This window comes from Marimonas arenosa, from assembly GCF_030848945.1.
Taxonomy (GTDB): Bacteria; Pseudomonadota; Alphaproteobacteria; order Rhodobacterales; family Rhodobacteraceae; genus Marimonas; species Marimonas arenosa.
In genome coordinates this window covers 584227-598706 of sequence record NZ_JANHAX010000001.1, presented here as the reverse complement: position 1 = coordinate 598706, position 14480 = coordinate 584227, and the positions used below count along the sequence as shown (strand labels likewise).

General features: G+C 64.1%; 15 protein-coding genes and 1 tRNA gene. 12 read left to right on the top strand and 4 right to left on the bottom strand.

Annotated features, from left to right (window positions below):
- The first annotated feature begins 6 nt into the window (after positions 1 to 6).
- Entirely contained in the window at positions 7 to 1314 is a 1308-nt protein-coding gene (gene preA, locus NO357_RS02900; RefSeq protein WP_306734108.1) for an NAD-dependent dihydropyrimidine dehydrogenase subunit PreA, read from the top strand.
- A 289-nt stretch (positions 1315 to 1603) separates the two neighbouring features.
- Here the strand turns inward: preA and NO357_RS02895 are convergent, their stop codons facing one another.
- Together NO357_RS02895 and NO357_RS02890 are read right to left on the bottom strand one after the other, a co-directional pair.
- The gene (locus tag NO357_RS02895; protein WP_306734107.1) at positions 1604 to 3532 is read right to left on the bottom strand and encodes a tetratricopeptide repeat protein; all 1929 of its coding nucleotides are present in this window, start codon (positions 3530 to 3532) and stop codon (positions 1604 to 1606) included.
- 89 nt (positions 3533 to 3621) lie between these two features.
- A complete protein-coding gene (locus tag NO357_RS02890; RefSeq protein ID WP_306734106.1) occupies positions 3622 to 4239 on the bottom strand; it encodes a TetR family transcriptional regulator C-terminal domain-containing protein in 618 nt (205 codons plus the stop codon).
- A 219-nt stretch (positions 4240 to 4458) separates the two neighbouring features.
- Here NO357_RS02890 and NO357_RS02885 point away from each other — a divergent pair, with 219 nt between their 5' ends.
- The 11 genes from NO357_RS02885 (at position 4459) to NO357_RS02835 (ending at position 12593) form a co-directional block, all read left to right on the top strand.
- Positions 4459 to 5709 carry a Zn-dependent hydrolase gene (locus NO357_RS02885; RefSeq protein ID WP_306734105.1) on the top strand — a complete coding sequence of 417 codons (1251 nt, stop codon included), beginning with the start codon at positions 4459 to 4461 and terminating at the stop codon, positions 5707 to 5709.
- Between the two features lie 126 nt (positions 5710 to 5835).
- Entirely contained in the window at positions 5836 to 6117 is a 282-nt protein-coding gene (locus NO357_RS02880) for a GIY-YIG nuclease family protein (protein ID WP_306734104.1), read from the top strand.
- 52 nt (positions 6118 to 6169) lie between these two features.
- Positions 6170 to 6532, top strand: a complete 363-nt coding sequence (locus NO357_RS02875; protein WP_306734103.1) for a hypothetical protein — start codon at positions 6170 to 6172, stop codon at positions 6530 to 6532.
- Positions 6533 to 6550: 18 nt separating this feature from the next.
- Positions 6551 to 6874, top strand: a complete 324-nt coding sequence (locus tag NO357_RS02870; protein WP_306734102.1) for a putative periplasmic lipoprotein — start codon at positions 6551 to 6553, stop codon at positions 6872 to 6874.
- On the top strand, positions 6871 to 8328 hold the full coding sequence (gene hydA, locus NO357_RS02865; RefSeq protein WP_306734101.1) for a dihydropyrimidinase: 1458 nt from the start codon (positions 6871 to 6873) through the stop codon (positions 8326 to 8328). Before NO357_RS02870 ends, hydA begins: the two co-directional genes overlap by 4 nt.
- A gap of 5 nt (positions 8329 to 8333) precedes the next feature.
- A complete protein-coding gene (locus NO357_RS02860; protein WP_306734100.1) occupies positions 8334 to 8753 on the top strand; it encodes a VOC family protein in 420 nt (139 codons plus the stop codon).
- Complete coding sequence (locus NO357_RS02855) at positions 8750 to 9532, top strand: ABC transporter ATP-binding protein (protein ID WP_306734099.1); 783 nt, start codon at positions 8750 to 8752, stop codon at positions 9530 to 9532. Before NO357_RS02860 ends, NO357_RS02855 begins: the two co-directional genes overlap by 4 nt.
- Positions 9533 to 9622: 90 nt before the next feature.
- A complete protein-coding gene (locus NO357_RS02850; RefSeq protein WP_306734098.1) occupies positions 9623 to 10552 on the top strand; it encodes an ABC transporter permease in 930 nt (309 codons plus the stop codon).
- Complete coding sequence (locus NO357_RS02845; protein ID WP_306734097.1) at positions 10549 to 11391, top strand: ABC transporter permease; 843 nt, start codon at positions 10549 to 10551, stop codon at positions 11389 to 11391. The genes NO357_RS02850 and NO357_RS02845 overlap by 4 nt, the downstream gene beginning before the upstream one ends.
- 43 nt (positions 11392 to 11434) lie before the next feature.
- Entirely contained in the window at positions 11435 to 12424 is a 990-nt protein-coding gene (locus NO357_RS02840; RefSeq protein ID WP_306734096.1) for an ABC transporter substrate-binding protein, read from the top strand.
- A 92-nt stretch (positions 12425 to 12516) separates the two neighbouring features.
- A tRNA-Pro gene (locus NO357_RS02835) sits at positions 12517 to 12593 on the top strand.
- A gap of 101 nt (positions 12594 to 12694) precedes the next feature.
- On the opposite strand, the gene NO357_RS02830 is transcribed toward NO357_RS02835, so the two are convergent.
- Both NO357_RS02830 and NO357_RS02825 read right to left on the bottom strand, forming a co-directional pair.
- The gene (locus tag NO357_RS02830) at positions 12695 to 13447 is read right to left on the bottom strand and encodes a hypothetical protein (protein WP_306734095.1); all 753 of its coding nucleotides are present in this window, start codon (positions 13445 to 13447) and stop codon (positions 12695 to 12697) included.
- 10 nt (positions 13448 to 13457) lie between these two features.
- Positions 13458 to 13997, bottom strand: coding sequence for a hypothetical protein (locus NO357_RS02825; RefSeq protein WP_306734094.1), 540 nt, complete (start codon positions 13995 to 13997; stop codon positions 13458 to 13460).
- Positions 13998 to 14480 lie beyond the last annotated feature (483 nt).

Below are 14480 nucleotides of genomic sequence, written 5' to 3'. Positions count from 1 at the left end.
AGAAATATGACAGATCTCACGACAGATTTCCTGGGGATCAAGAGCCCCAACCCGTTCTGGCTGGCCTCGGCGCCGCCCACCGACAAGGAATACAACGTCCGCCGCGCCTTCGAGGCCGGCTGGGGCGGCGTGGTCTGGAAGACCCTGGGCGAGGATGGCCCGCCGATCGTCAATGTCAACGGGCCGCGCTACGGCGCGGTCTGGGGGGCAGACCGGCGGCTGCTGGCGCTCAATAACATCGAGCTGATCACCGACCGGCCGTTGGAGACCAACCTGGAAGAAATCGCCCGGGTGAAGGCCGATTACCCCGACCGCGCGGTGATCGTGTCGTTGATGGTGCCCTGCACCGAGGAAGCGTGGCGCGCGATCCTGCCGCGCGTGGCCGAAACCGGCGCCGACGGCATCGAGCTCAATTTCGGCTGCCCGCACGGTATGAGCGAGCGCGGCATGGGCAGTGCCGTGGGCCAGGTGCCGGAATATATCGAGATGGTCACCCGCTGGTGCAAACAGAACTACGACAAGCCGGTGATCGTCAAACTGACGCCCAACATCACCGACATCCGCTATCCGGCGCGGGCCGCCCACAAGGGCGGCGCCGATGCGGTCAGCCTGATCAACACCGTGAGTTCGATCACCTCGGTCGATCTGGACTCGTTCAGCCCCGAGCCGTCGATTGACGGTAAGGGCAGCCATGGTGGCATGTGCGGACCGGCGGTGAAGCCGATCGCGCTCAACATGGTGGCCGAGATCGCCCGCGATCCCGAATGCAAGGGTTTGCCGATTTCCGGCATCGGCGGTGTCACGACATGGCGCGACGCGGCCGAGTTCATGGCGCTCGGGGCCGGCAACGTCCAGGTCTGCACCGCCGCCATGACCTATGGTTTCAAGGTGGTGCAGGAGATGATCTCGGGGCTCGGCGACTGGATGGGCAAGAAAGGTTATGCCAGCACGTCCGAGTTCGTGGGGCAGGCCGTGCCCAACGTCACCGACTGGCAGTTCCTCAACCTCAATTACGTCACCAAGGCGAAGATCGACCAGGACAAATGCATCAAATGCGGCCGCTGTTTCGCCGCCTGCGAGGATACCAGCCACCAGGCGATCTGGATGAAGCCGGGACGCGTGTTCGAGGTCAACGATTCCGAATGCGTGGCCTGCAACCTGTGCATCAATGTTTGCCCTGTCGAGGATTGCATCACCATGGAGCGGATGGCGGCCGGATCGGTCGACCCGCGCACCGGCCGGACGGTAACCGACGACTACGCCAACTGGACGACGCATCCGAACAATCCCGGATCGGGCTGTGCCGCTGAGTGAGCGCGGGCACTGCGGCATGGGTCGAGTCGCCACAGGACGATCCAGCGATACTGGTGCGGGTCGGTATGGTATCATTGAAAGTGACGGAACTGGCCGGTGTGACGTTTGCGGCCATGGCAGAGTGGTTCTGGCCTGAAGGACACCGAGCACTGAGCCGCGCATCGCTCGGCGGCGTGACTGGGTCGTCCATGCCAGTGCGAAACCTTGGATCATACCCGCCAGAGCAAGTGCCGGCAGCGCAAATTCCCGCACCCGCCTGAACCCGCTGTCCGGTCCTTCGATGGCGTTTCTATTCGGGCAAACCGTGACGGGCGGCTTCTTCCGGCTGGCCGGTGGCTTTCAGTATCCCGATCAGCTTGTCCCGCACGCGCGGCGCGCGCGGCTCGATGGCCAGGGCCTCGAGATAGGCCGCGATGGCGGCGGCATCGTCGCCCCGGGCCGCGCCAATCTCGCCGATCATGCGCCAGGCGGCCCAGTGGTTGTCGCGTCGCGCGACAATCCGGCGGGCCTCGGCCAGCGCCGCCTCTTGCTGGCCCATCAGCAACAGCGTCACCGCGCGGTTGAAGCGGTGCTTGGCGAAATCCGGCGCGATCTCGAGCGTGCGATCAAGCGCTGCCAGCGCCTGGTCGAGGCGCCCGAGCTTGATCAGGGCCAGGGCGCGGGTGCCCAGGGCGTCGGGGTTGGCCGGGTCGCGGGCAAGCGCGGCGTCTGCGGCGGCAAGCGCCTTGTCGTAATACTCCAGCACCTGCCGCGACTTGGCCAGCTCCAGCCAGGGTCCGGCATGCGGCCAGTCGCTGCGCTCCAGCACCCGCGCCAGCGCGTCGGCCGCGTAATCGGCCCGCCGCCCGGTATGTGAGAAGATCGCCAACACCTGCTGGATGACCTTCTCGTCATCCGACAGAACGCCTTCGCGCAGAAGCCGCACAGCCGTCACCTCGGCCGGGATCTTGGCGACCGGCGCGGTCAGCTCCGCCAGATCGCCGGGGTCACGGCTGATGCGATGATCGGTCATGGTGACGTGGATAACATCCTGGGTGCGGCGCTCCGGCATGTGACAGGCGGTACAATCGTCGGTCTGCGACATGGCCGGATGCGGCCGGCCGCTGGTCTGGACCGGCAGCCCGCTGGCATCCGTCTCGTGGCAGCTCAGGCAGGCCTTGCGGTAATGCGCCGCGCGCTCTTCCGGTTTGATCTTCACGTGGGGATCGTGGCAGTCGAGGCAGCCGAGCTGGCCACCGCTCTGCTGGAAACAGGCGCTTTGTTCGAGGCGGTAGGGGTGGTGGTTGATCTCGAAGCGTGCGTCCTCGGCGCGGGTCGCATCGGTGATGTCGATATGGGTGAGGTAGGCGTTGCCGTCCTGTCCGGGCCGGAAGGAATAGATCCCGCGACCGCCACGCAGCGGGGCGTTCACGGCCACCGTGGGCTGCATGTGGCAGCCGTAGCAGATCGAATACAGCCGGTCGCGCGGCAGTTTGCCCGGATTGACGATCAGCGCGCGCAGCAGGTCGGTGTTGGCCTCGCCGGCGATCGCGCGCCGGACATGGGCGGCACCGGGACCGTGGCAGCGCTGGCAGCCGAGCCCCTGCGGCAGATCGTGCGGGAAGAGATCCGGCATTCCGACCCGGTCGCTGCCCACGGGCACCTCGGGCAGGGCATTGTGGCACACCATGCATCGCCGTGGCACCTGGCGCAGCACGCCCTGCTGGTTTTCGAATTCGAACCCCGGGTTCATCTCCCAATAGCCACCCTGCGCATACCAGGCGAGCGGCAGTTCGAACAGAGCGCCGTCGGCGGTCTGATAGAGATAGGTCCGCACGTGGTGTCCCGAGCCCAGGATCCAGTCGACCCGGCGTTCGAACACATCGACCACGCTGCCGTCCGGGGCCTGGCGCCAGCGCCGGAAGATCAGGCCGTCGCCGTCGCGCCGCATCTGGTAGTGGCGCCCGGACGGGGCATGATGGAAAGGCGGCAGCGCGAAATTCTCGATCACCGGCGCGCTGGAGGGGCGGTAGAAGCTCTTTGCCATGCCCATCTCGGCATAGCTTTCCGCCTTGTCGGCATGGCATTCGGCGCAGGCCGTATCATCGACATAGCCCGCGGCCGCGCCCCGGGTGGCGCGAAGCCCCCAGTTTGCCAACGGGTCAACGGATTGCGCGGTACCGGTGCCGGGCAGAGAAAATCCAGCCATAAGCAAGAGAGATACAATAACCTGTCGCATAATGCGTTTCCGCAAAAAGAACCTGTCGCCAGCCTACGCGCGGCACCGTGATGCGGGCAAGGCATTTCCGGGTGGTCAACGGCAACCGGTCAGGGGGTCAACATCCGGGTGAACAAGGTGTCGAGATAGGCGCCGGCCTCGGGGTAGGGGTCGATTTCCGGCCCACCCAACACCGCGTGCACCTGCACATCGAAATCGGCGTAGTGCTGGGTCAGAGCCCAGATCGAAAAGATCAGGTGATGCGGGTTCACCGGGGCGATCTTTCCGTCGGCGATCCAGCGGTGAATGATCTCGGCCTTCTCGTCGACGAGCTGTTTCAACTCGCCGGAAAGCGCCGGTCCGATCCGGGGCGCGCCCTGGATGATCTCGTTGGCGAACAGCCGGCTTTCGCGTGGGTAGTCGCGGCTCATTTCAAGCTTGCGGCGGACATAGCCGAGGATTTCCGCCAACGGATCGCCATCCTCGTCGAGTGCGCGCAACGGATCGAGCCAGGTTTCCATCAGCCCGTCGAGCAGAGCGGTATGGATCGCCTCTTTCGACGGGAAATAATAGAGCAGATTGGGCTTCGACAGCCCGGCGGCCTGAGCGATCTGGTCGACCGTCGCGCCGCGGAAGCCGTGAGCGGAAAACACCTCGAGTGCCGCCTCGAGAATGACGGCGGTGTTCTTGCGTTGGATCCGGGTCGTTGTGCGCGCCGGTTGCTGCATCGCTTACTCCGCGCCGGGCTGAATTGATCAAGGATTGACCAGATCGTGCCGTGCCAAGATGGTTTTCCTTTGTTCGCGGGAGGCAATCATGCGAAGTTCTTGACTGCCTGTAAACCCATGTTAGCGTGGGTTTTACCAGTTGGTCAAAATAAGCGCGACGGGGCAGCGGATCAGCGGTCCCGCATCTGCGCCGATCATGCAACAGGAAGGACAAGCGCCATGCCAGCCCCGGGAGAGAACCTGAAAATCAACGGCGACCGCCTCTGGGACAGTCTGATGGAAATGGCAAAGATCGGCCCCGGCGTGGCCGGCGGCAACAACCGCCAGACGCTGACCGACGAAGACGGCGAAGGCCGGGCGCTTTTCCAGCGCTGGTGCGAGGCCGCGGGGTGCACGATGGGGCTCGACACCATGGGCAACATGTTCGCCCGGCGGGAAGGTACCGACCCAGATGCCCTGCCGGTCTATGTCGGCTCGCATCTCGACACCCAGCCGACGGGAGGCAAGTATGATGGCGTGCTGGGCGTGCTCGGGGGGCTCGAGATTGTCCGCACGCTGAATGACCTGAACATCAAGACCAAACACCCGATCGTCGTGGTCAACTGGACCAACGAGGAGGGCACCCGCTATGCCCCCGCAATGCTTTCTTCGGGCGTGTTTGCCGGCATCCATACCGAGAATTGGGCCAAGGACCGGGTCGATGCGGACGGAAAGCGGTTCGGCGACGAGCTCAAGCGGATCGGCTGGGAAGGCGATGAGCCGGTTGGCGCCCGAAAGATGCACGCGATGTTCGAACTTCACATCGAGCAGGGTCCCATTCTCGAAGCCGAAGGCAAGGATATCGGCGTTGTCACCCACGGCCAGGGGCTCAGCTGGACCCAGATCACCGTCACCGGCAAGGATGCCCATACCGGCTCGACCCCGATGCCGATGCGCCGCAATGCCGGGCTCGGCATGGCGCGCATCCTCGAAAAGGTCGACGAGATCGCCTGGTCCCATGCCCCCCACGCGGTGGGCGCGGCGGGCCACATCGACGTCTTTCCCAATTCGCGCAACGTGATCCCGGGCAAGGTGGTGTTCACCGTCGATTTCCGCTCGCCCGAACATGCCGTGATCCTCGACATGGAGGCACGTTTGAAGGCGGCGGCGGAAGAGATCTGCCGCGACATGGGGCTGGATCTGGAGATGGAGAAGGTCGGCGGCTTCGACCCGGTGACGTTCGATAGCGGCTGCGTGACGGCGGTGCGCAACGCCGCCGAGCGGCTGGGATACAGCCACATGAACCTGATCTCCGGCGCCGGTCACGACGCCTGCTGGATCAACCAGGTCGCGCCTACCGCGATGGTAATGTGCCCCTGCGTTGATGGCCTCAGCCACAACGAGGCCGAGGAGATATCCAGGGACTGGGCCACCGCCGGCGCCGATGTGCTGATGCATGCGGTGGTGGAAACGGCGGGGATCGTGGAGTGAGGTCGCCACAGGAATCACCCGTCCCGGGCTTGACCCGGGACCTCTTGCTCGACACGCACAGAGGCCCCGGGTCAAGCCCGGGGCGGGCTTCACGTTGTGTTAACCTTAGTGCATCAAGTCTGGGGGATGTCGCATTGGGTCTACATCCTGGCATCGCGCCCCGGGGGCGCACTTTACACCGGGCGATCGATAAATATCCGATCGCGCGTCGAAGTGCATCGCGCCGGGCTTTCCGAACATACCGCGAAATACAAGATCAGGACGCTGGTCTGGTTCGAGGAACACGAGGAGTTCGAAACCTCGTTGCGGCGCGAGCGCAGTATCAAGCGCTGGCGCAGGGCGTGGAAGAACCGGTTGATTGCCGAGTTCAATCCCGATTGGCGGGATCTTACGCATCTGTTGCACTGATCTTTGCGGCAGAGGTCCCGGGTCAAGCCCGGGACGCGGGGGAGGTGCGGTGATGGACGTGACAGCGCCGCGCGCCTCGGAAATCAAACATCGCATCGCCAGCGAACTGCACGATTACGACCCCGATGCCGGCAACCTGCGCAGCGTCGGGCAGGTTGTGCCGATGCCGCCCGACTGGCACCGGCTGCTGCTCAAGGAATTCCGCGAGGCGCTGATCGAACCGGAAGAGGTCGAGACCCTGTTCTCCGGCGGCATGACCGCGACCTGCTGGGCGGTCACCCGCTCGACCGGAGCCTACCGGGTGCTCTACATCCCGTGGGCCAAAGTGTTCTCGCTCGCCGTCGAAAGCAGGTTCGGCCCCGTCGATATCGGCGTGCACGGCGATGCCATCAGTGTGTTCGGAAGCATCCATTGATCAACTGCACAGGACGACATGAAACACATACCGTTCCTTCTCATCGCCGCTCTACTCACGGCCTGTTCCGCTCCTCCGACGCAACAGGTGCAAGGGCAGCGCTGGGAAAAGCTTGATCATATGCCATCGGATGAGATCATCGCCGCACTGCCGCCAGGGGTGACGGTGGACGACATGATCGCGCGATACGATCCGGACCGGCCCGGGCCCTGCTACTATTACCTGCAATACGGCGCGCGTCATCCGCTCGTCACGCCCGAGATGCGCAAGGCCGGGATCACCAATGCACCGCTGTGCGTTGAAAAACCGCAGCGCCAGACCAAACGGGGAGAAAACACATGAGCACCACAGTCATCAAGAACGGCACCGTCGTGACCGCCGACCTGACCTATCCGGCCGACGTCCTGATCGAAGGCGGCGTGATCACCGAGATAGGCCCAGGACTGAAAGGCGACACCGAGCTTGACGCCACCGGCTGCTACGTGATGCCCGGCGGCATCGACCCGCATACCCATCTGGAAATGCCGTTCATGGGCACCTACAGCTCCGACGACTTCGAATCCGGTACCCGCGCCGGTCTCGCCGGCGGCACCACGATGGTGGTCGATTTCGCGCTGCCCAACCAGGGCGAAAGCCTGCTCGACGCGCTGAAACGCTGGGACAACAAATCGACCCGGGCCAATTGCGATTACAGCTTCCACATGGCGGTGACATGGTGGGGCGAACAGGTTTTCGACGACATGAAGGCCGTTGTGCAAGAGCGCGGAATCAATACGTTTAAGCACTTCCTGGCCTACAAGGGCGCGCTGATGGTCAACGATGACGAGCTCTATGCCAGCTTCCTGCGCCTGGCCGAGCTCGGCGCGACCCCGATGGTCCATGCCGAGAACGGCGATGTGGTGGCCGAGCTTTCCGCCCGCCTCCTGCGCGAAGGCAATACCGGCCCCGAGGCGCATGCCTATTCCCGCCCGCCGCAGGTCGAGGGCGAGGCCACCAACCGCGCCATCATGATCGCCGACATGGCCGGCGCGCCGCTTTATGTTGTGCATGTCTCCTGCGAGGACAGCCACGAGGCCATCCGCCGCGCCCGGATGCAGGGCAAGCGGGTCTGGGGCGAGCCGCTGATCCAGCACCTAACGCTGGATGAGAGTGAGTATTTCAACAAGGATTGGGACCACGCCGCCCGCCGGGTGATGAGCCCGCCCTTCCGCAACAAGCAGCACCAAGACAGCCTGTGGGCCGGGCTGCAAAGCGGGTCGCTGTCCGTGGTGGCGACCGATCACTGTGCCTTTACCACCGAGCAGAAACGCTATGGCGTCGGCGATTTCACCAAGATTCCGAATGGCACCGGCGGGCTTGAGGACCGGATGCCGATGCTCTGGACCAACGGCGTCGCCACCGGGCGGCTGACGATGAACGAGTTTGTTGCGGTGACTTCAACAAACATCGCCAAGATATTGAATTGCTATCCGAAAAAGGGTGCAATCCTGGTTGGCGCCGACGCCGATATCGTGGTCTGGGACCCGGCAAAGGAGAAGACCATCACCGCCGGAAGCCAGCAATCGGCAATCGACTACAACGTTTTCGAGGGCCACAAGGTGAAGGGCTTGCCGCGCTTCACTCTGTCGCGCGGCCATGTCGCTGTCCACGATGGCGAGATCCGCACCCAGGAGGGCCACGGCCAGTTCGTCGCCCGCGAACCCAACGCCACGGTGAACCGGGCGCTGTCCCAGTGGAAGGACCTCACCGCGCCGCAGCCGGTGGTGCGCACCGGCATTCCGGCCACGGGGGTGTAAGCGCCATGCCCGCCATCAACAACGTGCTCGAAGCCGCGCTCTATGTCGACGATCTCGAGGCCGCGGCGGCCTTTTATGGCGGCGTTCTGGGCCTCGAAGAGGTGCGCCGCCACGAACCGCGCAACATCTTCTATCGCGCGGGGAACACTATCGTGCTGCTCTTCGTGGCGGTCGAGACGCGCAAGCCCCCGGCGCCCGGAGACCCGTTGCCAGTGCCGCCGCACGGCGCCGACGGGCCCGGGCATCTGTGCTTTGCCATGGATGCGGAGGATATTGAAAAAATGGTGGAAACCTTGGTCGGCGCGGGCATAGAGATCGAGGCCGATTTCCGTTGGCCCAACGGCGCCCGTTCGGTCTATGTTCGTGACCCCGCCGGCAATTCAATCGAGTTCGCCGAACCGAAACTGTGGGGGCTTGCAGTGTGAGCGAACCCGTCATCAAGGCCGAAAACCTGGACCTGACCTTTCAGACCAACGATGGCCCGGTGCACGCACTGAAAGACGTCTCGCTCGACATCATGAAGGGCGATTTCGTCAGCTTCATCGGCCCGTCGGGCTGTGGCAAGACGACCTTTCTGCGGGTCGTGGCCGCCTTGGAGCAACCCACCGGCGGCGCTGTCTCTGTCAATGGCATGAGCCCGGAAGAGGCAAGGAAGGCAAGGGCTTACGGTTATGTCTTCCAGCATGCCGGGCTTTACCCGTGGCGCACGATCCGGGGCAACATCCAGCTGCCGCTGGAGATCATGGGCTTTCCGAAATCCGAGTGGAAGGATCACATCGACCGGGTGCTCGACCTCGTCGATCTGCGCGGCTTCGGCAAGAAATTCCCCTGGCAGTTGTCGGGCGGCATGCAGCAACGCGCCAGCATCGCCCGCGCCTTGGCGTTCGACGCCGATATCCTGCTGATGGACGAACCCTTCGGCGCGCTTGACGAGATCGTGCGCGACCATCTCAACGAGCAACTGTTGGAGCTGTGGGACAAGACCCACAAGACCATCGGCTTCGTCACCCATTCGATCCCCGAGGCGGTGTATCTGTCGACCCGCATCGTGGTGATGAGCCCGCGGCCGGGCCGGATCACCGATGTGATCGAAAACACCCTGCCGCGCGAGCGGCCGCTCGATATCCGTGACACGCCGGAATTCCTCGAAATTGCCCACCGCGTTCGCGAGGGGTTGAGGGCCGGGCATGCCTATGACGATTGAGCGGGCAAATCCCGTCCCGGGCTTGACCCGGGACCTCTGGCGGCGGGTCGCGGAGGCCCCGGGTCAAGCCCGGGGCGCGGGGGGCAAGGCATGAAATCGGCGCTCTCGATCCTCACCGTCATCGCCGCCCTCATTGGCCTGTGGTACGCGGCCTGCGTGCCGATGAACATCCACGAGGCGGCGATTCAGGCGCAGCGGGCGGGGCAGGAGGTGACACCGGCCGAGGCGCCCGAGCGGCGCAAGATGGGCAGGATTGCGCTTGCTGTGAAAAACCCGGGCCTGTGGCGTACGGTTTACGAACAGGACCGGCCGCAGCTGCCGGCGCCGCACCAGGTCGGCGCCGAGTTGTGGAAGACCACCTGGGGCATGGTCGAACGCGGCCGGGCGTTTTCCAAGCGCTCGCTGATCCTGCATGGCTGGATCACGCTGAGCGCGACGCTTCTTGGCTTTGCCTTCGGGACGCTTCTGGGAATCGTGTTGGCCGTCAGCATCGTGCATAGCCGCGCCATGGACATGAGCGTGATGCCCTGGATCATCGCCAGCCAGACCGTGCCGATCCTCGCGATTGCGCCGATGATCGTGGTGGTGCTGGCCTCGCTCAGCGTCGATGACCTGATCGCCAAGGGCGTGATCTCGATGTATCTCAGCTTCTTCCCGGTGGTGGTCGGTATGGTCAAGGGGCTGCGCTCGCCGGACGCGATGCAGATGGACCAGATGAAAACCTGGAGCGCCAGCCGCGCCCAGACCTTCTGGAAACTGCGGCTTCCCAGTTCCGCGCCTTATCTCTTCGCCTCGCTCAAGGTCGGTGTTGCCGCCTCGCTGATCGGCGCGGTGGTGGCCGAACTGTCGCTCAGCCAGGATGGCGGCCTCGGCGCGCGGCTGCTGGCCGGCAGTTATTACGGCCAGACGGTGCAGATTTGGTCGGCGCTTCTTGGCGCGGCCACGCTGGCCGCGGTACTGGTCTGGGCCATCGGCTTGGCGCAGGGCATGACGCTCAGGCGCATGGGGTTTCAGCGATGAATGGCTGGGTGATCGGATCGCTGGTTTTCTGGATTCTGGCCTGGGCGGTCAACGCCCGGCTGTCGCCAAGCAGCGATCGTTGGGTGCGGCTTTTCGTGCCTACGCTCTTTGGCATCACGGTGCTTGTCCTGTGGGAAGGCATGGTGCGCGGCTTCGGCATCAACCCGGTGCTGCTGCCCGCACCCTCGGCGATTGCCACGACTTTCGCCGGCGAAATTCCCACGCTCTGGACCGATCTTGTCCAGACCTTCTTCAAAGGCGCTCTGTCGGGCTATGTCATCGGCTGCGGCGCGGCGGTTCTGGTGGCGATTGCCGTCGACCGCTCGCCGTTTTTGCAGCGCGGCCTTCTGCCGGTGGGCAATTTCGTCGCCGCGCTTCCGATTGTCGGCATGGCGCCGATCCTGGTGATGTGGTTCGGGTTCGACTGGCACTCGAAAGCGGCGGTGGTGGTGGTCATGGTATTCTTCCCGATGCTGGTGAACACCGTCGAGGGGCTGCAGGCCTCCGAGGCGATGCAGCGCGACCTGATGCGCACCTATGCCGCCTCTTACTGGCAGGGCCTGATGAAACTGCGCCTGCCGGCGGCGATGCCGTTCATCTTCAACGGGCTCAAGATCTGCACAACGCTTGCACTGATCGGCGCTATCGTTGCCGAATTTTTCGGCTCGCCGATCAAGGGCATGGGCTTTCGTATCTCAACCGAGGTCGGACGGCTTGCGCTCGATATGGTATGGTCGGAAATCGCCGTCGCCGCGATTGTCGGCTCGGCGTTTTACGGCGCGGTGGCGCTGGCGGAAAGATGGGTGACCTTCTGGCACCCGTCGCAACGGCGGGGATGAGACTTTCAATAAACTAAACCAAAACCAACAAGGAGTGAGACCAATGAAACAAATGTTAGGCGCGGCGCTTGCCGGGGCGATGGCCTTCGGCGCCACAATGGCCCAGGCGGCCGACGATGTGACACTGCAACTGAAATGGGTCACGCAGGCCCAGTTCGCCGGATACTACGTGGCGGCTGACAAAGGCTTCTACGAGGAAGAGGGTCTGAACGTCACCATCAAACCCGGCGGCCCGGATATCGCCCCCGCGCAGGTGATCGCCGGGGGCGGGGCTGACGTGGTGCTCGACTGGATGCCTTCGGCGCTGGCCAGCCGCGAGAAGGGGCTCGATCTGGTCAACATCGCCCAGCCGTTCAAAAGCTCGGGCATGATGCTGACCTGCCGCAAGGACAGCGGGATTTCCAGCCCCGCCGATTTCAAGGGCAAGACGCTGGGCGTCTGGTTCTTCGGCAACGAATACCCGTTCCTCAGCTGGATGAGCAAGCTGGGGCTCTCGACCGATGGCGGCGCCGATGGCGTCACCGTGCTGAAGCAGGGCTTCAACGTCGATCCGATCCTCAACGGCCAGGCCGATTGCGTCTCGACCATGACCTATAACGAATACTGGCAGATCATCGACGCCGGGCTGACGCCGGAAGAACTGGTGGTGTTCAAATACGAGGACCAGGGCGTCGCCACGCTCGAGGACGGCATGTACGTGCTGGGCGCGAACCTCGAAGATGCCGCCTTCAAGGACAAGATGGTGCGTTTCGTGCGGGCCTCGATGAAGGGCTGGAAATACGCCGAGGACAACCCCGACGAGGCGGCGATGATCGTGCTCGACAACGACGCCACCGGCGCCCAGACCGAGAAACACCAGAAGCGGATGATGGGCGAGATCGCCAAGCTGACGGCCGGTTCCAACGGCGCGCTCGATCCCGCCGATTACGAACGCACGGTGCAAAGCCTTCTGTCGGGCGGCTCGGACCCGGTGATCACCAAGGAGCCCGAAGGCGCCTGGACGCATGAGATCACCGATGCCGCACTGAACTGAGCGCGTTGGTTCAAAAAAAGACGGCCCCGGTGAATTCCGGGGCCGTTTTTCGTGGACAAGGGCAGGGCACCCGATTACACACACCGGCGGTTCGGGGCGTGGCGCAGTCTGGTAGCGCACCTGTTTTGGGTACAGGGGGTCGTGAGTTCGAATCTCGCCGCCCCGACCAAGCAAGCGTGCGGCCGCGCCGCGCGCATTGCGTTGACCGGCAGAGGAAAGCCCCGTTTGTCCGCAGTCGGTTCACCCGTTGCCCGCCTGGGGACACGTCGATCACCGCGGCTTCGGTCGATCTGCGGGCGCTGCTCGATCCTTGCCCCGCATCCGCTGCACCGCTTGGAAAAGCGCGATATCTCCGGCGTGGGCGTCTTCAAGGAAGTCCCGCACCGGGCCTTCCCAAAACACCCGTTTGTCGAAGTAATAGGGACTCACGTTGCGCCGTGGCGTTTGTTTCGGGGCTGGCAGTCCCATGGCCGCGCACAATGCTGGTAGGTCGTCGTTGAGGCCGACAAAGGCCAATCGGGTCAGCGCTGCCCGGATGGCGGCCGGGTCCATCGCCGTGCGGGTGCCCAGAAGATAGTCGGCCTGCATGTTCAGAAAGAGCGGCGCGTTGTCGCGCAGGATGGCGATCACCTGATCCGGATCGGTCGGGTCGGCGGCCCGGATGCGCCGCGACAGCGCCCGGAACGGCGCGGCCTGCCGCCACCAGCTCAGCGGTCCGCGGTGCCAGACCACATACCACCAGTTGTAATGCGAGGCGACCTGAGCGATCGGATCGCGCACAAAGGCATAGATTTCGAGCGGACGATCAGTCACGGCCCCGAGCTGCGCCTGCATATCGCGCAGAGGCAGATGGCCCGATACCCAGTCGGCCCGCGCCGCAAGACGCGCCAGCCTCCACGGGTGCCCTGCCAGCTGTTCGATATGCTTGCGCCCGCGTCCGCCATGAGCGGCGAGCTGGGCGTTCATGCTGGTCCCGGCGGTCTTCGGTATGTGAATGAGCGCTTTCAGCGGATCGTGGCGCATGATGACCCCGTTACAGACTGAAACACCGGTCGGTCACGTCTGCCGGCACCTCGCGCACGGGTTTGCCGCCGACGGCACGCAGCATGTCGTTCAGCTTCGTCTCAACGGCCCGGTCGACCGGCGCGATGCGGGCGACGCTGCCGTCCTTGCGGGGGACCCGCAGGAACGCACAGCCGGTGACGACAAACCCGTCTCCGGCCCGGGCCGAGGCCATGCTGACCACCAGTTGTGGCAGATCGCGGATCGCCCCGTCGAACTGGAGAATCACCGCCGCGGTGGCTTCGGGGTTCAACAGCAGACGGCATTGCGTCACGCCCGGTCGGGGCTGCACGAAGGTCTCGCCCGGGTTGCGGCACGCCGAACGCGCGGCGTCGATCAGTATGGCCGGGTCTTCCGCAAAATAGGCCGAGGTCACCACAGGAGAGCTGTCCGGCTCTGCGGGCGTGGCCTTGTGCGGCGCGTCACAGGCCGCCAGAAAACCGCTCAAGGTGATCACTGCGGCCCGGAAGAGGCTCGAGATTCGCAGGTCCGAGAGTCGCTTGGCGCACATTCTGTGTCTCTTTGATGACAGTCCGGCAGGTGGTCCGGAAAAATTTCTGATCGCTGCCCGAGCGGCATGGCGCCGGATGCCGGTTCAGCTTGCCCGCGATCACGGGCGCTGGGCTCATTCCAATAACCCAGCCGAATGTCTACTGTTTCGCGATCCATCCACAAGGTCAAGCCGGGTGAAGCTGGCCTCGCCAGACATCGCAATGAATCACCCGACCCGGCACGGGGAATTGTGAACAGGGCACGGTCAACATTAAAATCCCGAAATTTTCGAAAAAAAGAAATTGACCTTCTATGGTCGGCCACGGCAGATTGTGCGAGCCGGTTGGTTGGGCCACAACATATAGTGGTCCCGGGGGACAGGCAGGGAAAAACAAACGCCAACAAAAAGCCGGCGCTCAACGCTGGCAGTATGATGCGATGCCCGAATGCGGCTGTCGCGACCGGCTGATTTTTGCCCGATCCTGCCCCCTTGCTTCCGGCG